A 19,864-nucleotide genomic window follows, 5' to 3' on the forward strand; every position below is an offset into this window, starting at 1 on the left:
CGCATCGCCATCCAAGCCGATCACTCTTGAGGAGTCCGGTTGGGTGTCGATTGAGTAACAGACCTTGATGTGAGGCAAAATCTCCGCCTCGGGTCGGGCACAAGTCCGGCCTCTCACGCGTTACGTGCGCTGAGACACCGCAGACACCCAGAGGGGGAGAGCGACATGGCAACGGATTACGACACCCCACGCAAGACCGACGACGACGTCGATTCGGACAGCCTTGAAGAACTGAAGGCTCGCCGGAACGACAAGTCGACGTCGTCTGTCGACGTGGATGAGTTCGAGGCCGCAGAAGGCCTGGAACTGCCCGGCGCGGACCTCTCGAACGAAGAGCTGGCCGTCCGGGTCCTGCCCAAGCAGCAGGACGAGTTCACTTGCATGAGCTGCTTCCTGGTGCACCACCGCAGCCAGCTGGCCCGAGAGAAGAACGGCCAGCCGATCTGCCGCGACTGCGACTGAGGCGGGGTCGGCCGTGACTGGCTCGACCCCTCCCTGGAAGCGCCGCTCCTCCGGACGGGGAGCGGACGAAGGGCCGTCAGACGGCCCTGAAGGCGTGCGTGACGACGAGCGGGGCTCTTCCCGACCAGGATCAGCCTCGCTCGACCCGGCGCCCGCCACGACGTCGGCAGGGGCTTCGGCGCCCGCCGGCGAACTGGTGCCCGTGGACACCCCGGCGCCCGCGGCCAAGCGCCGTGTGGCCGCCGTCCGTGACGGAGTCAAGGAAGGCGTGCGCAAGGGCGGCAGCAGAGCCAGAGCGGGCCTGTCCTACCTCGCCGACCGCATCATCGACATAGCTCCGCGTATCCCCGTACGGGACCTCGCGACCCTCCGTCGGCAGTTCCCCGGCCTGACCGCGGAGCAGCTCGCCGACAAGCTCGTCGCGGGCGCGGCCAACGCGACGTCGGCGGTGGGCGCCGGCATCGGCGCGGCCGCCATGCTTCCGGTGCCGCCCGCGATGCCGACGGAGATCGCCGCCGAGATCACCGGCGTCGCCGCGATCGAGTTGAAGCTGATCGCCGAACTGCACGAGGTGTACGGCGCGCGGCCGCCCGGGAACCTGACACAGCGCAGTACCGGGTATCTGAACTCCTGGTCCACCGAGCGCGGGATCGACGTGACGAAGGTGGCGACACTCAACGCCGCGCTGGGCGGCCCCATGAAGCGTCAGCTGCGCCAGCAGATCATGAAGCGCATGGTTCGGGACCTGCCCAACCTGATGCCGTTCATGGTCGGGGCGGCGGTCGGAGCGGTCATGAACCGCCGCGACACCAGACGCCTCGCGGAGCACATCCGGAAGGACCTGCGTAAGTCCCAGATTCCGTGGGACGCGCTTGCGGAGCTCCCGCCGCTGGAGGCACCCGCCGACCCCCTGCGGATGGGGGAGATCCCCAAGGAGCTCGGGAACTGAGCTAGCCCTGCCTGCGCTGCCCGTCCTGAGGCGGCCAGGTCTTTACGCCGTTGCCCGTGCGGCTTCCAGCGCCGCTGCCAGGCGCTCCGGCTCCCGGGTCGAGAGGTACAGGTACGGGGTCGGGTCCTGCGGGTCGGTGACCTCGACGCGCAGGGCCGTGGGGATGTAGGCGCGCAGGAGCATGAAGGCGCGGCCGTCGGCCTTGATCGTGCGCCAGGCGCGAGCCTCCTCCTGGTCCATGATCACGGCATCGCCGAGGGCCGCGACCGGGATCTTCGCGTCGCCCGCGATCAGGGAGTCGCCCACAACCCGGATGCGGATCGAGCCGTAGGAGCTCGTCACGACCGCCGCGACCGCCGTGCCGCCGACCAGACCGCCCAGCAGCGGCAGCGCACCGAACGGGAGAAAGATCAGGGCCATCGAGACCCCCACCAGGAAGCAGACCAGCCACCAGGTTCGGGGCGCGTTGAGGCGTTCTTCGTACGGCGGGGCGGAGAGCTGCATGAAGCCAAGCTTGGCACGGGGCGTCCGTTGGCTTGACGCGCGGGTAAGGTCTGCGGCTGTGAGTGGTACTTCCGCAGCTCTGAAGCCTCCCGCCGACGCCGTCGCGCCGGTGCGGCACCCCGACGCACCCCCGCCCGGCGAACTGCTCGGCGCGCACTACGGACAGTGTTTCGGGTGTGGCGAGGGACAGGCCCATGGGCTGCACCTCGAAGCGCGTGCGGGCGAAGGTGTCCGGATCACGGCGGAGTTCACCGTGCGGGCCGCCCACCAGGGCGCCCCCGGTCTCGCGCACGGCGGCGTGCTCGCCACCGCGCTCGACGAGACGCTGGGCTCGCTGAACTGGCTGCTGCGGACCATCGCGGTGACGGGACGGCTGGAGACGGACTTCGTACGGCCCGTGCCCGTCGGCACCGTGCTGTACCTGGAGGCCGAGGTCAAGGCGGTGGCGGGGCGCAAGATCTACTCGACCGCGACCGGGCGGATCGGCGGCCCCGAGGGACCCGTCGCTGTCCGCGCCGACGCCCTCTTCATCGAGGTGAAGGTCGACCACTTCATCGACAACGGCCGCCAGGAGGAGATCCAGGTGGCCATGAACGACCCCGACCAGGTCAGGCGCGCACGCGCCTTCGAGGTGAACCCGTGACCCGTAATCCTGTGGATGTGCTGATCAGGCGCGTCGACCCGGAAGTCCCGCTTCCCGAGTACGCGCACCCCGGTGACGCGGGAGCGGATCTGCGCACCACCGAAAGATGTGAACTGAAACCGGGTGAACGGGCCGTTCTGCCCACGGGAGTGTCTGTCGCGCTGCCAGAGGGGTACGCGGCCTTCGTACACCCCCGTTCCGGGCTGGCCGCCCGCTGCGGTGTCGCTCTCGTGAATGCCCCAGGGACGGTGGATGCCGGGTACCGTGGGGAGATCAAGGTGATCGTGGTGAATCTCGACCCGCACGAGTCCGTGCGGTTCGAGCGCTTCGACCGGATTGCCCAACTGGTCGTCCAGCAGGTCGAGAAGGTCCGCTTCCAGGAGGTCGCGGAGCTTCCCGACTCGGCGCGGGCCGCAGGGGGCTTCGGGTCCACCGGCGGTCATGCCGCCGTGGGCGGCGGGGCGGGTGGGAATCGATACGCTTCGGTCGTATCCGACCGGGAAGGACAGTGACGTGTTCGGACGTCGCAAGAAGGGCAGTGCCGCCGAAGACGCGGCGGGCGAGGCCGAGCAGGTCGTCGACGATGTCGACACTGAGGCGGACGAGACGGATCGGGAGCGAGTGAAGCTCGAGCCGGAGCCGCGGCCCGACGGGCCCTGGGACGACTCGGAGGTGCGCGACCCCGCCGAGGGCCGTGTGGACCTGGGCGGCATTCTGGTGCCCGGAGTCGACGGCATGGAGCTGCGGGTCGAGGTCGCGGGCGACGCGATCGTCGCGGCCACCGTCGTTCTGAAGGACAGCGCCATCCAGTTGCAGGCCTTCGCCGCTCCCAAGCGTGAGGGCATCTGGGGCGAGGTGCGTGAGGAGATCGCCTCCGGCATCACCCAGCAGGGCGGTGTCATCGACGAGGTCGAGGGCCCGCTGGGCTGGGAGCTGCGCGCGCAGGTTCCGGTGCAGCTGCCGGACGGCACGGGTGGTTTCCAGGTCGTGCGGTTCGTCGGCGTGGACGGCCCCCGCTGGTTCCTGCGCGGAGTGATCTCCGGGCAGGGCGCGGTGCAGCCGCAGGCCGCGGGGCTCCTTGAGCAGATCTTCCGGGACACGGTCGTCGTGCGTGGTGAGGGTCCGATGGCCCCCCGCGACCCGATCGTCCTGAAGCTGCCGAACGACGCGCAGATGGTCCCCGAGGGTGTCCAGCAGGAGGAGCAGGCTGGTTCCCGCTTCTCCGGCGGCATGGGGCAGTTGCAGCGCGGGCCGGAGACCACCGAGGTTCGTTAGCGGTTCTCGGTACACGAGTTCGGGCCGTATCCCCTGCAAGGGGGTGCGGCCCTTTCGTATGTCCGAGTCCGCCCTTTCGTATGTCCGAGTCCTCCTCCCCAAAGGGCAGTTGAGGTGCGCGTCCTTCTTGAGGTCTTGACGGAAAGTTGGTCTGGACCTATGGTCCCGGCCAACGCGTGTGTTCAGTCCACAGTGTGTCGTTCACATACGAGAACGGATCCCCTCACATGCCTGAAACCCCCACAGTCCGCCTCCGCAGACGCCGCCCGGCCTTCCTCGTCACTGTCGCCACGACCGCCGCCCTGGTCGCCGCGCTGCTCTCGCTGCCCGGCACCCAGCAGAAGGCCGAAGCCGCGCCCGCCACGTTCGTGCACCCCGGAGTCGGCGTCTCCAGGGGACAGCTGGACTTCGCCCGCACCCAGGCCCTCGCCGGCGCCCAGCCCTGGAAGGGCGCGTACGACCAGATGCTGGCGAGCAAGTACGCCTCGCTGACGCGCACCCCCCTCCCGCGCTCGGTCGTCGAATGCGGCTCGTACTCGAACCCCAACTACGGCTGCACGGACGAGCGTGAGGACGCGATAGCCGCGTACACCACGGCTCTCGCCTGGTACATCACACGCGATGTCCGTTACGCGCAGAAGTCCATCCAGCTGATGGACGCCTGGTCGGCCACGATCACCGACCACACCAACAGCAACGCGCCTCTGCAGACCGGCTGGGCCGGCTCCTCGTGGACCAAGGCCGCCGAGATCATCAAGTACACGTACACCAGCACCTGGACCAACTCCGCGCGCTTCGGGACCATGCTGCGCAACGTCTACCTGCCGGAGATCATCAACGGCTCCAATTCCAACGGGAACTGGGAGTTGACGATGATGGAGGCCGCCATCGGCATCTCCGTCTTCCTGGAGGACAAGACGGTGTGGGACTCCGCGATGGCGAAGTTCCGTACGCGTACGGCCGCGTACATCTACCTCTCCACCGACGGCGCCGTGCCGAAGACCGTGCCGAGCCAGAACCTCAACACCACGGCCAAGATCGTCGCCTACTGGCAGGGGCAGTCGACCTTCACCACCGGTCTCACCCAGGAGACGTGCCGCGACTTCGTGCACACCGGGTACGGCATCTCCTCCATCTCGCACGTCGCGGAGACCAGCCGGATCCAGGGCATCGACCTGTACACCACCGACGTGGGCGAGCGGCTGCGCCAGGCGCTCGGCTTCCAGGCCAAGTACCAGCTGGGCACGGCGGTGCCCAGCAACCTGTGCGGAGGGTCCCTCACGCTCGGGCTCGGACCGATCACCGAGGTCGGCTACAACGCCATGCACAACCGCCTCGGTTATGCCATGGCCAACACCCAGACCCTGACCCTGCAGAACCGCCCGTCCGGCACCAACAACCTGTTCGTGGCCTGGGAGACCCTGACCCAGGGGGACAACCTCAGCTGACGTACGGGGACGACCTCAGCTGATCCATCCCGCGGCCGGGTGCCCAGTAGCGACACGGGTGCCCGGCCGTCAGGGTTGTGTCAAAACGCCCTCCGTCCAGCCCTCCGTCCCTTTTGCCGGGATTATTGGCCGTAAGGTCGACGCTGCGTACACAGCGGTGACGGGAAGACAATAGGGGCCATGGGACGCGGCAGACTTCGGATCTATCTGGGCGCGGCACCGGGCGTCGGCAAGACGTACGCGATGCTCTCCGAGGCGCACCGGCGCGTCGAGCGGGGCACCGACTGTGTGGTCGCGTTCGTCGAGCACCACCGTCGCGCGCGTACCGAGGTGATGCTGCACGGCCTGGAGCAGGTACCGCGCAAGGAGCTGGAGTACCGCGGCACCGTCTTCAGCGAGATGGACGTGGACGCGGTACTCGCGCGGCACCCCCAGGTCGCCCTGGTGGACGAACTCGCCCACACCAACGTTCCCGGCTCCCGCAATGCCAAGCGCTGGCAGGACGTGGAGGAGCTGCTCGCGGCCGGGGTCGATGTCGTCTCGACGGTCAACATCCAGCATCTTGAGTCGCTGGGTGATGTGGTGGAGTCGATCACGGGTGTACGGCAGCGGGAGACCGTTCCGGACGAGGTGGTCCGGCGGGCGGATCAGATCGAGCTGGTCGACATGTCGCCGCAGGCGCTGCGGCGGCGGATGGCGCACGGGAACATCTACAAGTCGGACAAGGTCGACGCTGCGCTGTCGAACTACTTCCGGCCTGGCAATCTCACCGCTCTGCGGGAGTTGGCGCTGCTGTGGGTGGCCGACCGGGTCGACGAGTATCTGACCGAGTACCGCACCGATCACCGGGTCTCGAAGATCTGGGGTTCGCGGGAGCGGATCGTGGTGGGGCTGACGGGTGGTCCGGAGGGCCGGACGTTGATCCGGCGTGCGGCGCGGCTGGCGGAGAAGGGTGCGGGCGGTGAGGTGCTGGCCGTCTACATCGCCCGCAGCGACGGGCTGACCTCCGCCTCGCCCAAGGAACTGGCCGTCCAGCGCACCCTGGTCGAGGACCTCGGCGGCACCTTCCACCACGTCGTCGGGGACGACATCCCGGCCGCGCTGCTGGATTTCGCGCGGGGCGTCAACGCCACGCAGATCGTGCTCGGCTTCTCGCGCCGCAAGACCTGGCAGTACATGTTCGGGCCCGGCGTCGGCGCCACGGTCGCCCGGGAGTCGGGATCCGACCTGGACGTGCACATCGTCACGCACGACGAGGCGGGCAAGGGCCGAGGGCTGCCGGTGGCGCGGGGTGCGCGGCTCGGCCGTTCCCGGATCATCTGGGGCTGGCTTGTCGGTGTGGTCGGTCCGGTGCTCCTCGCGCTCTTCCTGAACACGGTGGATCTCGGCCTCGCCAACGACATGCTGCTGTTCCTGGCACTGACGGTGGCGGCGGCCCTGCTCGGAGGCCTCTACCCGGCCCTCGCCTCGGCGGCCTTCGGCTCCCTGCTGCTGAACTACTACTACACGCCACCGCTGCACCGGCTGACGATCGCCGATCCCAAGAACATCGTCGCCATCGCGATCTTCTTCGGCGTCGCCGTCTCCGTGGCCTCCGTGGTCGACCTGGCGGCCAGGCGTACCCACCAGGCTGCCCGGCTGCGTGCCGAGTCGGAGATCCTTTCCTTCCTGGCGGGCAGTGTGCTGCGGGGCGAGAACAGCCTGGAGGCGCTGCTCGAACGGGTCCGGGAGACGTTCGGGATGGAGTCGGTGGCGCTGCTGGAGCGGGAGAGCGACGTCGATCCGTGGACGTGCGCGGGGAGTGTGGGCCCGAATCCGTGCGTCCGTCCGGAGAACGCGGACGTGGACATCCCGGTGGGCGACCACATGGCGCTCGCGCTCTCCGGGCGGGTACTGCCTGCCTCCGACCGCCGTGTTCTGGCCGCCTTCGCCGCGCAGGCCGTGGTGGTCCTTGACCGGCAGCGTCTCCAGCACGAGGCCGACCAGGCGAAGGAACTGGCCGAGGGCAACCGCATCCGTACGGCGCTGCTGGCGGCCGTCAGTCACGATCTGCGGACCCCGCTGGCGGGCATCAAGGCGGCGGTCTCGTCCCTGCGTTCGGACGATGTGGCCTGGTCGGAGGAGGATCAGGCGGAACTCCTCGAAGGCATCGAGGACGGCGCCGACCGGCTCGACCACCTGGTGGGCAACCTGCTGGACATGTCCCGCCTCCAGACCGGCACCGTCTCCCCGCTGATCCGCGAGATCGACCTCGACGAGGTGGTCCCGATGGCACTCGGCGGCGTACCCGAGGACAGCGTCGAGCTGGACATCCCCGAAACCCTGCCCATGGTCGTCGTCGACGCGGGACTGCTGGAGCGCGCGGTCGCCAACCTCGTCGAGAACGCCGTCAAGTACAGTCCCGCCGACGAACTCGTCCTGGTGTCGGCCAGCGCCATGGCCGACCGGGTGGAGATGCGGGTGGTGGACCGCGGCCCCGGCGTCCCTGACGAGGCCAAGGACCGTATCTTCGAGCCCTTCCAGCGCTACGGCGACGCTCCGCGCGGCGCCGGCGTGGGCCTCGGCCTCGCCGTCGCCCGTGGTTTCGCCGAGGCCATGGGCGGCACACTGAACGCCGAGGACACCCCCGGCGGCGGCCTCACCATGGTGCTCACGCTCCGGGCGCTGCCCAGCCGCCCCGACCCGACCACCGCGGTATCACCAACTGCGTCAGCACCATCAGCAGCAGATGCGTCAGCAGCAGATGCATCAGCACCATCAGCAGAAAGGCAGGCCTCATGACCCGGGTCCTCGTGGTCGATGACGAGCCCCAGATCACGCGAGCCCTCGTCATCAACCTGAAGGCACGCAAGTACGAGGTCGACGCGGCCCCCGACGGCGCCACCGCGCTCCAGCTCGCCGCCGCCCGGCACCCCGACGTCGTCGTGCTCGACCTCGGCCTTCCCGACATGGACGGCGTCGAGGTGATCAGGGGGCTGCGCGGCTGGACCCGGGTGCCCATTCTGGTGCTCTCCGCCCGGCACTCCTCGGACGAGAAGGTCGAGGCCCTCGACGCGGGCGCCGACGACTACGTCACCAAGCCCTTCGGCATGGACGAGCTGCTGGCCCGGCTGCGCGCCGCCGTCCGTCGCGCGGAGCCCACCGGGGGCGGCGAGGACGACGTGATCGTCGAGACCGACGACTTCACCGTCGACCTGGCCGCCAAGAAGGTCAACCGCGACGGACGCGATGTGCGCCTGACCCCCACGGAGTGGCACCTCCTGGAGGTCCTGGTGCGCAACACGGGCCGCCTGGTCAGCCAGAAGCAGCTGCTCCAGGAGGTCTGGGGGCCGTCGTACGGCACGGAGACGAACTACCTGCGGGTCTACATGGCGCAGCTGCGCCGCAAGCTGGAGGTGGACCCCTCACATCCGCGGCACTTCATCACGGAGCCGGGGATGGGATACCGCTTCGAGAGGTGAGCCGTGAGTCGGCCGGGGGGCCGGGGGTTGCCCCCGGGGGATGCAGCATCACGGAGCCGGGGATGGGATATCGGTTCGAACGCTGACTCTCGTGGGGTACGTTCGAATGCTGACCTTCGTGGGTACGACGCTGTCAGCGACCCCCGGTACGCTTTCGGTATGAGTGGTGTTCCTCGTTCCGAAAAGCCTGCGGGCCGGTTCCGGCGCATGCTGGACAGGCTCTCCTCGTCCCAGGAGGACCTGGAGTCCGAGGAACTGCGCGAGGACGCCGAAACCGCAGGCTGCACGCGTATCGGTGACTGCCACGACCGACAGGTCGTCACGGTTACTGGTACCTTGCGCACGGTCACTCTGCGGCCGCGTGCCGGAGTCCCGGCCCTGGAGGCCGAGCTGTTCGACGGCTCGGCGGCCCTGGACGTGGTGTGGCTCGGCCGACGCTCCATCGTGGGCATCGAGCCGGGGCGCAAACTCATCGCATCGGGCCGCGTCTCCATGAGCCGGGGCCGTAGGGTGCTCTTCAACCCGAAGTACGAACTCAGACCGCTTGGACGGGAGTAGCCGGTGACGTCGCTCGACAAGCCGACCGAAGACCCCCAGCAGGACTCGAGGGCGGTGACGGAGGCCGCGCTCTTCGAGGCGTTCGGCGGTGTGCGGGGCATGGTCGAGACGGTCGTGCCCGGCCTCCTCTTCGTCACCATCTTCACGATCAACAAGGACCTGCACTCGGCGGCCATCGCCGCCCTCGCGGTGTCCGTGCTGCTCGTCGTGGTCCGCCTGGTCATGAAGGACACCGTCAAGCACGCCTTCAGCGGCGTCTTCGGTGTCGCCTTCGGTGTCGTCTTCGCGATGATGACGGGCAACGCGAAGGACTTCTACCTGCCGGGCATGCTCTACACGCTCGGCCTGGCCGTCGCCTACATCGCCACGACCCTCGCGGGTGTCCCGCTGATCGGCCTGATGCTCGGCCCGGTCTTCAAGGAGAACCTCTCCTGGCGCACCCGCAACCCCGGCCGCAAGAAGGCGTACGCGAAGGCCAGCTGGGCCTGGGGCCTGATCCTGCTCGCCAAGTGCGCGGTCCTCTTCCCGCTCTACTGGTGGGGCGACACCACCCAGTTCGGCTGGGTCCTGATCGCCCTGAAGATCCCGCCCTTCCTGCTCGCCGTCTGGCTCACCTGGGTCTTCCTCGCGAAGGCGCCGCCGCCGATCGACGTGTTCGCCGAGATGGAGGCCGCGGAGAAGGCCGAGGACGAGCGCAAGGTCGCACTCGCACAGGAGCGTGGCGACACCGCGCCGACCAGCCACCGCCGAGAGGCGTAACAGTCTCAGCGTGTACGAGGATGGGGGGCGCCCGGAGATCTCCGGGCGCCCCCCATCCTCGTACCGGAAACGGCTAACTCGTCGCGTCCTCGCGGCGCACCGACAGCAGGTCCTCCAGCTGTTCCTCGCGGGCCTGCGCGGCCACGAACAGGAGTTCGTCGCCGGCCTCCAGGGAGTCCTCCCGGGAGGGGGTCAGGACGCGGGTGCCGCGGATGATGGTGACCAGGGACGTGTCCTCGGGCCACTCCACGTCGCCGACCTGGGTGCCGGCCAGGGCGGACTCCGGCGGCAGGGTCAGCTCGACGAGGTTGGCGTCGCCGTGGCTGAAGCGGAGCAGGCGGACCAGGTCGCCGACGCTGACGGCCTCCTCGACCAGGGCCGACATCAGGCGCGGGGTGGAGACGGCGACATCGACGCCCCAGGACTCGTTGAACAGCCACTCGTTCTTGGGGTTGTTGACGCGGGCGACGACCCGCGGGACCCCGTACTCGGTCTTCGCGAGGAGGGAGACGACGAGGTTGACCTTGTCGTCGCCGGTGGCCGCGATGACCACGTTGCAGCGCTGGAGCGCGGCCTCGTCCAGGGAGGTGATCTCGCAGGCGTCGGCGAGCAGCCACTCCGCCTGCGGGACGCGCTCGACCGAGATGGCGGTGGGCGCCTTGTCGATCAGCAGGATCTCGTGACCGTTCTCCAGGAGCTCGCCCGCGATCGAGCGGCCCACGGCGCCGGCACCGGCAATGGCGACTCTCATCAGTGACCGGCTTCCTCTTCAGGGCCCTTGGCGAAGGACGCCTCGACCTTGTCCACGTCGAAGGTGCGCATCATCACGTGCACCAGGTCGCCCTCTTGCAGCACCGTCTGCGAGGTGGGCAGGACCGCCTCGCCCAGCCGGGTGAGGAAGGCCACGCGTACGCCGGTCTCGTCCTGGAGCCGGCTGATCTTGTGGCCGACCCAGGCGGTGGAGGCGTGCACCTCGGCGAGCTGTACGCCGCCGGTGGGGTCGCGCCACAGCGGCTCGGCGCCCGAGGGCAGCAGTCGGCGGAGCATCTGGTCGGCCGTCCAGCGGACGGTGGCGACGGTCGGGATGCCCAGGCGTTGGTAGACCTCGGCGCGGCGCGGGTCGTAGATGCGTGCCGCCACGTTCTCGATGCCGAACATCTCGCGGGCCACCCGGGCGGCGATGATGTTCGAGTTGTCGCCGCTGGAGACCGCGGCGAAGGCGCCGGCCTCCTCGATGCCCGCCTCGCGCAGGGTGTCCTGGTCGAAGCCGACTCCGGTGACGCGACGGCCGCCGAACCCGGAGCCCAGTCGTCGGAAGGCGGTGGGGTCCTGATCGATCACGGCGACCGTGTGCCCCTGTTGCTCCAGGGTCTGGGCAAGAGCGGAACCGACTCTTCCGCAGCCCATGATGACAATATGCACGGCCTTACCCCGTACTCCCCGCTAGGCCACTGACCTGCGTAAATGTCCTGCTCATAGCTCTCTCTCGGCTCGCCGGGCAACACGCTGCAGCCAGTTTTCGGCCACTAGGCAACATCATGCCGGTGAATCCTGATGGTGATCCCGCGCAGGTGTGGGCCGTCTGCTTCGCTTGTCCCCCTCCACCGTATCGGCAAAGCCGTACGGATCGACGGGGGGCCGAGGCCTAGGAGCCCGCCTCTGTGATCTGGGTCACGTCAGCCTCATGCCAGGTATCTGACCGGAAGCCGTCACTCGGCTCCGCTTGCATGTGATCACGGAGGTTGCCGATCACAGGGGTCGTCGAAGGTTGACCGGAGAGGGGTGCCGAGGGGTCAGCGGCGGTTGATGCTGCGGACGCTCAGGAGAGTCAGGATTCCGAGGCCGATGAGGCCGGCGGTCGCGCCGATGAGCTCCGCGGTGGCGTGCATGGAACCTCCATAAGCGGGCAAATGTGGATGTTTTTCATATAGGCACGCGGATCTGTGCGACTGCGGAATCCGCAGCGGGGCATGTGCCCGTTTTCACTCGGAGGGCAGATGTCGTGCGGCAGGTGGGCGGCCGCCCGTTCGAACGCTTACGATCCTCTGCGTGTCCAAACTGACCGACGTGCCCAAACGGATCCTGATCGGGCGCGCACTGCGCAGTGACCGGCTCGGAGAAACGCTCCTGCCGAAGCGCATCGCACTCCCCGTCTTCGCATCCGACCCGCTCTCCTCCGTGGCCTACGCACCCGGAGAAGTGCTCCTGGTCCTCTCCATCGCGGGCGTGTCGGCCTACCACTTCAGCCCGTGGATCGCCGTCGCGGTCGTGGTGCTGATGTTCACCGTGGTCGCCTCCTACCGGCAGAACGTGCACGCGTACCCGAGCGGCGGCGGCGACTACGAGGTCGCCAACACCAACCTCGGCCCCCGGGCCGGCCTCACGGTCGCCAGCGCGCTGCTCGTCGACTACGTCCTCACCGTCGCCGTCTCGATCGCCTCCGGCATCGAGAACCTCGGCTCCGCGATCCCGTTCGTGATCGAGCACAAGGTGCTGTGCGCGGTCGCCGTCATCGTGCTGCTCACGCTGATGAACCTGCGCGGAGTGAAGGAATCCGGAAAGCTCTTCGCGATTCCGACGTACGTCTTCGTGGTGGGCGTCTTCATCATGATCGCGTGGGGCTCGTTCCGTGGGTTCGTCCTGAACGACACCATGAAGGCGCCGACCGCCGACTTCCACATCGAGGCCGAGCATCAGGGACTCTCCGGCTTCGCCCTCGTCTTCCTGCTGCTGCGCGCATTCTCCTCCGGCTGCGCCGCGCTCACCGGCGTCGAGGCGATCTCCAACGGTGTCCCGGCCTTCCGCAAGCCCAAGTCGAAGAACGCCGCGACCACCCTCGCGGCGATGGGCCTGCTCGCCGTCACCATGTTCTGCGGCATCATCGGCCTTGCCATGGCGACCAAGGTTCGGATGGCCGAGAACCCGGCCGTCGACCTCATCCACAACGGCCTGGCGGTCGGCACCGGCTACGTCCAGAACCCGGTGATCTCGCAGGTCGCCGAGGCGGTCTTCGGCAAGGGCAGCTTCCTGTTCATCGTGCTGGCCGCCGCCACCGCGCTGGTCCTGTTCCTCGCCGCCAACACCGCGTACAACGGCTTCCCGCTGCTCGGCTCCATCCTCGCGCAGGACCGCTACCTCCCGCGCCAGCTGCACACCCGCGGCGACCGCCTCGCCTTCTCCAACGGCATCGTGCTGCTCGCGCTCGCGGCCGCGCTGCTCGTCTGGGCCTACGGGGCGGACTCGACCAAGCTCATCCAGCTCTACATCGTCGGTGTCTTCGTCTCCTTCACGCTCAGCCAGACCGGCATGGTCCGGCACTGGAACCGTCACCTGCGCACCGAGAAGGACCAGGCCAAGCGCCGCCACATGGTCCGCTCCCGGGCGATCAACACCTTCGGCGCCTTCTTCACCGGGCTCGTGCTGGTCGTCGTACTCGTCACGAAGTTCACGCACGGCGCCTGGGTCGCGCTGCTCGGCATGGTGATCTTCTACGCGACGATGAGCGCGATCCGTAAGCACTACGACCGGGTCGCCGAGGAACTGGCCGCGCCCGAGGGGCCCTCCGACGACAGCGTCCGCCCCTCCCGCGTCCACTCCGTCGTGCTGATCTCCAAGATCCACCGCCCCTCCCTGCGGGCCCTCGCGTACGCCAAGCTGATGCGCTCCGACAGCCTGGAGGCGCTCAGCGTCAACGTCGACGCGACCGAGACGAAGGCGCTGCGCGCGGAGTGGGAGCGGCGCGGCATCGACGTACCGCTGAAGATCCTCGACTCGCCGTACCGCGAGATCACCCGTCCCGTCATCGAGTACGTCAAGGGGCTGCGCCGCGACTCGCCGCGCGACGTGGTCTCGGTGGTCATCCCCGAGTACGTGGTCGGCCACTGGTACGAGCACCTGCTGCACAACCAGAGCGCGCTCAGGCTGAAGGGCCGGCTGCTGTTCACGCCGGGCGTGATGGTGACGTCGGTGCCCTACCAGCTGGAGTCGTCCGAGGTCGCGCGGAAGCGGGCCCGTAAGCGGCAGGAGTGGAACGCGCCGGGGGCGGTGCGGCGTGGTCCGGCCCACGAGCGTCCGAAGGAGCCGTCGGGGTCGACGAAGGAGCCATCGGGTTCGGCGAAGGGCTGATGCCCCTGGGCCCTGGGCTTTGGTCCTGATGCCCGTTGGCTTGTGGTGAGCGGTCGGGCGGTGGCCACGTAGACTGGTGGGCTGTTGTCCGGCCGTCCGCGCTTTCCGCACCTTTTTCGCATCTGGAGTCACCCCGCCATGCAGGCAGAACCGAAGAAATCGCTGGTGGGGGAGGAGTACGAGGTCGAGATCGGCCCTGTCGCCCACGGCGGGCACTGCATCGCCCGTACGGCCGAGGGACAGGTCCTCTTCGTCCGGCACACCCTGCCCGGCGAGCGGGTCCTCGCGCGGGTGACCGAGGGCGAGGAGGGCGCGCGGTTCCTGCGCGCCGACGCCGTCACGGTGCTCGAACCGTCCAAGGACCGCGTCGAGGCCCCCTGTCCGTACGCCGGTCCCGGCCGCTGCGGCGGATGCGACTGGCAGCACGCCAAGCCGGGCGCTCAGCGACGGCTGAAGGGCGAGGTCATCACCGAGCAGCTGCAGCGGCTCGCGGGCCTCACGCCGGAGGAGGCGGGCTGGGACGGCACGGTGATGCCCGCCGAGGGCGACAAGCTGCCGGCGGGCGAGGTCCCGGCCTGGCGCACGCGCGTGCAGTACGCCGTTGATCCGGACGGGAACGCCGGGCTGCGCCGCCACCGCTCGCACGAGGTCGAGCCGATCGACCACTGCATGATCGCGGCCGAAGGTGTCAGTGAGCTCGGCGTCGAGGAGCGTGACTGGTCCGGCATGGTGTCGGTCGACGCGATCGCCGCGACGGGCTCGCAGGACCGCATGGTGATCCTCGAACCCAGGCCCGGCGCCCGGCTGCCCCTCGTCGAGCTCGACAAGCCCGTCTCCGTCATGCGCGTCGAGGAGCACGACGGCGGTATCCACCGCGTCCACGGCCGCGCCTTCGTCCGCGAGCGCGCCGACGGCCGTACGTACCGTGTCGGCAGCGGCGGCTTCTGGCAGGTCCACCCGCAGGCCGCGGACACCCTGGTCAAGGCCGTCATGCAGGGCCTGATGCCGCGCAAGGGCGAGATGGCGCTCGACCTGTACTGCGGCGTCGGCCTCTTCGCCGGCGCCCTCGCCGACCGCCTCGGCGACAAGGGCGCGGTCCTCGGCATCGAGTCCGGCAAGCGTGCCGTCGAGGACGCCCGCCACAACCTCGCCGCCTTCGACCGCGTCCGCATCGAACAGGGCAAGGTCGAATCCGACCTCCCGCGCACCGGCATCACCGAGGTCGACCTGATCGTCCTCGACCCGCCGCGCTCCGGCGCCGGCAAGAAGACCGTCGAACACCTCGCGTCCCTGGGCGCCCGCCGCATCGCGTACGTCGCCTGCGACCCGGCGGCGCTTGCGCGGGACCTGGGGTACTTCCGGGACGGTGGGTACAAGGTGCGGACGCTGCGGGCGTTCGATCTGTTTCCGATGACGCATCACGTCGAGTGCGTCGCCATCCTTGAACCGATGGCCAAGGCCGCCTGACCTGCGGCTTTTTTCCGGCATGGTGGTGAAGGCGACTGTGGCCAGTCGGTGGGGTGAGTGGTGCGCGGGCCGAGAGTGGTGATCCGGGCCGCGCCCTGGGTTGTCCACGGCGGTCGTCGGTAGCAGCCGTGTGACGCCAGGTATTCTTTGGAATTTACGGGGTTTAGCAAGAAACTTGCAGTGACTTGCATGGGGGACTCTTTACTTCGTCGGAGTCTGGCGGGGTGGATGGGGGGCTTTGTGTCTCCCGGGTCACTGACCTTCGCCGACCAGGCGGTGAGCACGATATTCCAGATCTGGGCCTCCTGACCCGACTCTCCCCACGGTGCCGCCGGACGCTCTGTCCGGCGGCACTGACATGTGCGCGGCCTGCGCGGCCCGGCAATGGGCGGAGCCTCAGGACGGAACATTAGATCTTGCAGGCAGAAATTTTATTGTTGCAATGTTCTGTCGGGTTATTGCGTGTTCATGTCGACGAGATTACGGTCCCCCACGCGTCGTTACCGCCCCCTGCCTCCCCCCTCTCCCTGTGGCCCCCGTCCCTCCCTCTCGGGCGGCGTCAGTGGAATAGGTCCGGCATTTCGTGATGAAAGGAGTGGCAAGTGTTCCATTCCATCCGAGATCTGAGACGCGCCCTCGTCTGGGCGGTCAGCACCGTGATGCTGGCCGCCGTCGGCGTCGTCGCGCTGGCCGTCCAACCCGCCTGGGCGGCGTCCACCGCCACCGGCGGCAGCGGCGCGAGCCTGCCGTACGTCGAGGTGCAGGCGGAGAACTCCGCCACCAACGGCACGTCCATCGGCCCGAGTTACACCCAGGGCCAGTTGGCCGACGAGGCGTCGTACCGCAAGGCGACGACGCTGCAGGGCACCGGCAAGTACGTCACGTTCACCGCCCCGGTGGCGACCAACTCGATCAACTTCCGTTACAGCATCCCCGACACCTCGGGCGGCTCGGTCTACACCGCCCCGCTGTCGCTGTACATCAACGGCGTCAAGCAGCCGAACTTCACCCTGACCAACGCCTACAGCTGGTACTACGGCAGCTACCCCTTCACCAACACGCCGGGGAGCAACCCGCACCACTTCTACGACGAGGCCCACCGCCTGTTCTCCACCACCTATCCGGCGGGAACGACCTTCAAGTTGCAGGTCGATGCGGAGGACACCGCCTCCTCGTACACGATCGACTTCGCCGACTTCGAGCAGGTCGGTGCCGCCCTGACCGCGCCCTCGGGGTCGGTGTCGGTGACCAGCAAGGGCGCCGACGCGACCGGTGTGGCCGACGCGACCAGCGCGTTCAACGCCGCGATCAGCTCGGCAGGACCCGGCGGCACCGTGTGGATCCCGCCGGGCAACTACAACATCCCCGGCCATATCAGCGTCAACAACGTCACGATCGCCGGCGCCGGCATGTGGTACTCGACCGTCATCGGCACGGCCCCCGGCTTCTACGGCAACTCCGCGCCCTCGGCGAGCACCGGTGTGCGCCTGCAGAACTTCGCGATCTTCGGCAATGTGCAGGAACGCAACGACAGCGCCCAGGTCAACGGCATCGGCGGCGCGATGAGCAACTCGACCGTCTCCAGTCTCTGGATCGACCACATGAAAGTCGGCGCCTGGATGGACGGGCCGATGGACGGACTGACGTTCACCGGCATGCGCATCCGGAACACCACCGCGGACGGCATCAACTTCCACGGCGCCGTCACCAACTCGAAGGTGACCAACAGCGATATCCGCAACACCGGCGACGACGGGATCGCCACCTGGGCGGACTCCGCCATCGGCGCCGACGCCAACGACACGATCTCCAACAACACCGTGTCACTGCAGATCCTCGCCAACGCCATCGCGATCTACGGCGGCCACGACAACACGGTCAGCGGCAACCGCGTGGTGGACACCGGCCTCTCCCAGGGCGGCGGCATCCACGTGGGACAGCGCTTCACGTCGACGCCGGTCGGCCTCACCACGATCTCCGACAACACCATGATCCGGGCCGGCAGCCTCGACCCGAACTGGCAGTTCGGGGTCGGCGCCCTGTGGTTCGACGGCAGCCAGGGCGCGATCACGGGACCCATCAACGTGACCAACGCGCTGATCCAGCAGAGTCCGTACGAAGCGGTCCAGTGGGTCGAGGGCACCATCAGCGGGGTCAATCTCAACAACGTGACCATCGCCGGCACCGGAACCTTCGCTCTCCAGGAACAGACCGGCGGCGCCGCCAAGTTCACCAACGTCACGGCGACCGGCGTCGGTTACTCGTCCCCGGTGTACAACTGCTCGGGCGGCAACTTCGTCGTCACCGACGGCGGCGGCAACTCCGGTATCAGCGGCACGCCGTACTGCGGCGGTTGGCCGGCTCCGGTGTATCCGCCCTACCCGGCCGAAGGCGTGACAGCCACTCCCGGCGCGCTCAACTTCGGTTCGGTGGCGACCGGTTCGACGAGCGCCGCACAGACCGTGACGGTCTCCAACCCGACCAGCACCGCCGCGCCGGTCTCGTCGATCTCCACCGGCGGCGACTACTCCCAGACCAACACGTGCGGTTCGTCGATCGCGGCGAACGGCTCGTGCACGGTCAGTGTGAAGTTCGCGCCGACGGCGACCGGCAGCCGTAGCGGATCTCTGACCGTCAACGCGGGCGGGATCACCAACACCGTCAGCCTCTCCGGTACCGGCACCGCGCCGGGCCCGGTGCTGAACACCGACCCGGCGAGCCTGTCCTTCCCCGCCACGGTGGTCGGCTCGTCGGCGACCGCGCAGACGGTGACGGTGACGAACTCGGGCACCGCGTCGGCGACCGTCTCAGCCGTCGCGGCGACCGGTGACTTCAGCCAGACCAACAACTGCTCCACCCTCGCGATCGGCGCGTCCTGCACGGTCAACGTCGGGTTCAAGCCCACAACGGGCGGATCGCGTGCGGGCAACCTGACCGTCACCAGCAACGCCAACAACAGCCCGACCACCGTCTCCCTGACCGGCACCGGCATCGACAGCACCACCAATGTCGCCGCCGGACGGCCGGCGTCGGCGAGTTCGGGCAACAGCCCGTACGTCGCCTCGAACCTCACCGACCCGGACGCGTCGACGTACTGGGAAGGCACGAACGGTTCGTTCCCGCAATGGGCTCAGGTCGACCTCGGCCAGAACTACAGCGTCGGCAAGGTCGTGCTCAAACTCCCGCCGACGACGGCGTGGTCGGCCCGTACGCAGACCCTGTCGGTGCAGGGATCCACGGACGGCTCCAGCTTCTCCACGATCAAGGCCTCGGCCGGGTACACCTTCGACCCGAACACCAACAACAACACGGCGACCATCACGTTCAGCGCCGCCACGGCGCGATACGTGCGGGTGAACATCACCGCCAACACAGGCTGGAACGCAGCCCAGTTGTCGGACTTCGAGGTGTTCCCCAACGGCGGCGGCTCCTCACCGGCGACCTTGTCGGCCGGCCCGACTTCACTGTCGTATCCCACTCAGGCGCTCAACACCTCCAGCAGTGCGCAGCCGGTCACGGTGACCAACACCGGTACCGCGGCCGCGACCGTCTCCGGCATCACCGTCACGGGCGACTTCTCGCAGACCAACAACTGCGGTACGTCGATCGCGGCGAACGCCTCCTGCACGGTCAACGTCACCTTCAGGCCCACCGCGTCCGGCACCCGCACCGGTGATCTCAGCATCGCCAGCAACGCGTCGAACGGCACGACCACGGTCGCGCTGACCGGCACCGGAGCCGGCGCGGTGAGCAGGAACCTGGCGGCCGGCGCGGCCACCACCGAGTCCAGCCACACCTCCGTGTACCCGTCGTCGAACGTGACGGACGGCAACCAGGGCACCTACTGGGAGAGCGCCAACAACGCCTTCCCGCAGTGGGTCCAGGCGGACCTCGGCTCCGCGCAGAGTGCGAGCCGCGTCGTCCTCCAGCTCCCCGCGACCTGGGGCGCCCGCAACCAGACGCTGTCCGTGTCGGGCAGCACCGACGGCACCGCCTTCACCACCATCAAGTCGTCGGCCACGTACACCTTCGACCCCACCACCAACAACACGGTCACCATCACATTCACCGCGACCACCCAGCGATACGTCCGGGTGAACATCACGGCGAACAACGGATGGTCGGCGGGTCAGATCTCGGAGTTCCAGGTCTGGAACGCCTGATCCGACCCGACGGTGCCGCCGAGCGCGAGCGTGAGCGCGCTCGGCGGCGC

Annotated in this window: 16 protein-coding genes; 13 read left to right on the top strand and 3 right to left on the bottom strand. The window is 68.6% G+C overall.

The window, feature by feature from the left end:
* Positions 1-165: 165 nt before the first annotated feature.
* Positions 166-462: a DUF4193 domain-containing protein gene (locus tag AB0N66_RS00335; RefSeq protein WP_003997302.1), complete on the top strand. Its 297-nt coding sequence runs from the start codon at positions 166-168 to the stop codon at positions 460-462.
* A gap of 13 nt (positions 463-475) precedes the next feature.
* Positions 476-1,411 carry a hypothetical protein gene (locus AB0N66_RS00340; RefSeq protein ID WP_365426220.1) on the top strand — a complete coding sequence of 312 codons (936 nt, stop codon included), beginning with the start codon at positions 476-478 and terminating at the stop codon, positions 1,409-1,411.
* Between the two features lie 42 nt (positions 1,412-1,453).
* On the opposite strand, the gene AB0N66_RS00345 is transcribed toward AB0N66_RS00340, so the two are convergent.
* Complete coding sequence (locus AB0N66_RS00345) at positions 1,454-1,915, bottom strand: DUF3093 domain-containing protein (protein ID WP_365426223.1); 462 nt, start codon at positions 1,913-1,915, stop codon at positions 1,454-1,456.
* 58 nt (positions 1,916-1,973) lie between these two features.
* On the opposite strand from AB0N66_RS00345, the gene AB0N66_RS00350 reads away from it, so the two are divergent.
* From AB0N66_RS00350 to AB0N66_RS00385, 8 genes are all read left to right on the top strand, one after another.
* Positions 1,974-2,558, top strand: coding sequence for a PaaI family thioesterase (locus AB0N66_RS00350; RefSeq protein ID WP_365426226.1), 585 nt, complete (start codon positions 1,974-1,976; stop codon positions 2,556-2,558).
* Positions 2,555-3,070: a dUTP diphosphatase gene (gene dut, locus AB0N66_RS00355; RefSeq protein ID WP_365426229.1), complete on the top strand. Its 516-nt coding sequence runs from the start codon at positions 2,555-2,557 to the stop codon at positions 3,068-3,070. Before AB0N66_RS00350 ends, dut begins: the two co-directional genes overlap by 4 nt.
* 1 nt (position 3,071) lies before the next feature.
* Positions 3,072-3,833, top strand: a complete 762-nt coding sequence (locus AB0N66_RS00360) for a DUF3710 domain-containing protein (RefSeq protein WP_365426232.1) — start codon at positions 3,072-3,074, stop codon at positions 3,831-3,833.
* A gap of 227 nt (positions 3,834-4,060) precedes the next feature.
* Complete coding sequence (locus tag AB0N66_RS00365) at positions 4,061-5,281, top strand: alginate lyase family protein (protein ID WP_365426235.1); 1,221 nt, start codon at positions 4,061-4,063, stop codon at positions 5,279-5,281.
* Positions 5,282-5,461: 180 nt separating this feature from the next.
* Entirely contained in the window at positions 5,462-8,062 is a 2,601-nt protein-coding gene (locus tag AB0N66_RS00370) for a sensor histidine kinase KdpD (protein ID WP_365426238.1), read from the top strand.
* Entirely contained in the window at positions 8,059-8,742 is a 684-nt protein-coding gene (locus tag AB0N66_RS00375) for a response regulator (protein WP_365426240.1), read from the top strand. The genes AB0N66_RS00370 and AB0N66_RS00375 overlap by 4 nt, the downstream gene beginning before the upstream one ends.
* Positions 8,743-8,901: 159 nt before the next feature.
* The gene (locus tag AB0N66_RS00380) at positions 8,902-9,300 is read left to right on the top strand and encodes an OB-fold nucleic acid binding domain-containing protein (RefSeq protein ID WP_365426243.1); all 399 of its coding nucleotides are present in this window, start codon (positions 8,902-8,904) and stop codon (positions 9,298-9,300) included.
* A 3-nt stretch (positions 9,301-9,303) separates the two neighbouring features.
* The gene (locus AB0N66_RS00385; protein WP_365426245.1) at positions 9,304-10,059 is read left to right on the top strand and encodes a DUF3159 domain-containing protein; all 756 of its coding nucleotides are present in this window, start codon (positions 9,304-9,306) and stop codon (positions 10,057-10,059) included.
* Positions 10,060-10,132: 73 nt separating this feature from the next.
* Here AB0N66_RS00385 and AB0N66_RS00390 read toward each other — a convergent pair whose 3' ends face one another.
* Entirely contained in the window at positions 10,133-10,810 is a 678-nt protein-coding gene (locus AB0N66_RS00390) for a TrkA family potassium uptake protein (protein ID WP_358853058.1), read from the bottom strand.
* A complete protein-coding gene (locus tag AB0N66_RS00395; RefSeq protein ID WP_365426248.1) occupies positions 10,810-11,481 on the bottom strand; it encodes a TrkA family potassium uptake protein in 672 nt (223 codons plus the stop codon). The genes AB0N66_RS00390 and AB0N66_RS00395 overlap by 1 nt, the downstream gene beginning before the upstream one ends.
* Positions 11,482-12,108: 627 nt before the next feature.
* On the opposite strand from AB0N66_RS00395, the gene AB0N66_RS00400 reads away from it, so the two are divergent.
* From AB0N66_RS00400 to AB0N66_RS00410, 3 genes are all read left to right on the top strand, one after another.
* A complete protein-coding gene (locus AB0N66_RS00400) occupies positions 12,109-14,184 on the top strand; it encodes an APC family permease (RefSeq protein WP_365426251.1) in 2,076 nt (691 codons plus the stop codon).
* A gap of 138 nt (positions 14,185-14,322) precedes the next feature.
* Positions 14,323-15,651, top strand: a complete 1,329-nt coding sequence (locus tag AB0N66_RS00405) for a class I SAM-dependent RNA methyltransferase (protein ID WP_365426254.1) — start codon at positions 14,323-14,325, stop codon at positions 15,649-15,651.
* A 602-nt stretch (positions 15,652-16,253) separates the two neighbouring features.
* Positions 16,254-19,814: a choice-of-anchor D domain-containing protein gene (locus AB0N66_RS00410; protein WP_365426257.1), complete on the top strand. Its 3,561-nt coding sequence runs from the start codon at positions 16,254-16,256 to the stop codon at positions 19,812-19,814.
* Positions 19,815-19,864: the final 50 nt, after the last annotated feature.

It is taken from the genome of Streptomyces sp. NPDC093544 (assembly GCF_040683495.1).
Taxonomy (GTDB): Bacteria; Actinomycetota; Actinomycetes; order Streptomycetales; family Streptomycetaceae; genus Streptomyces.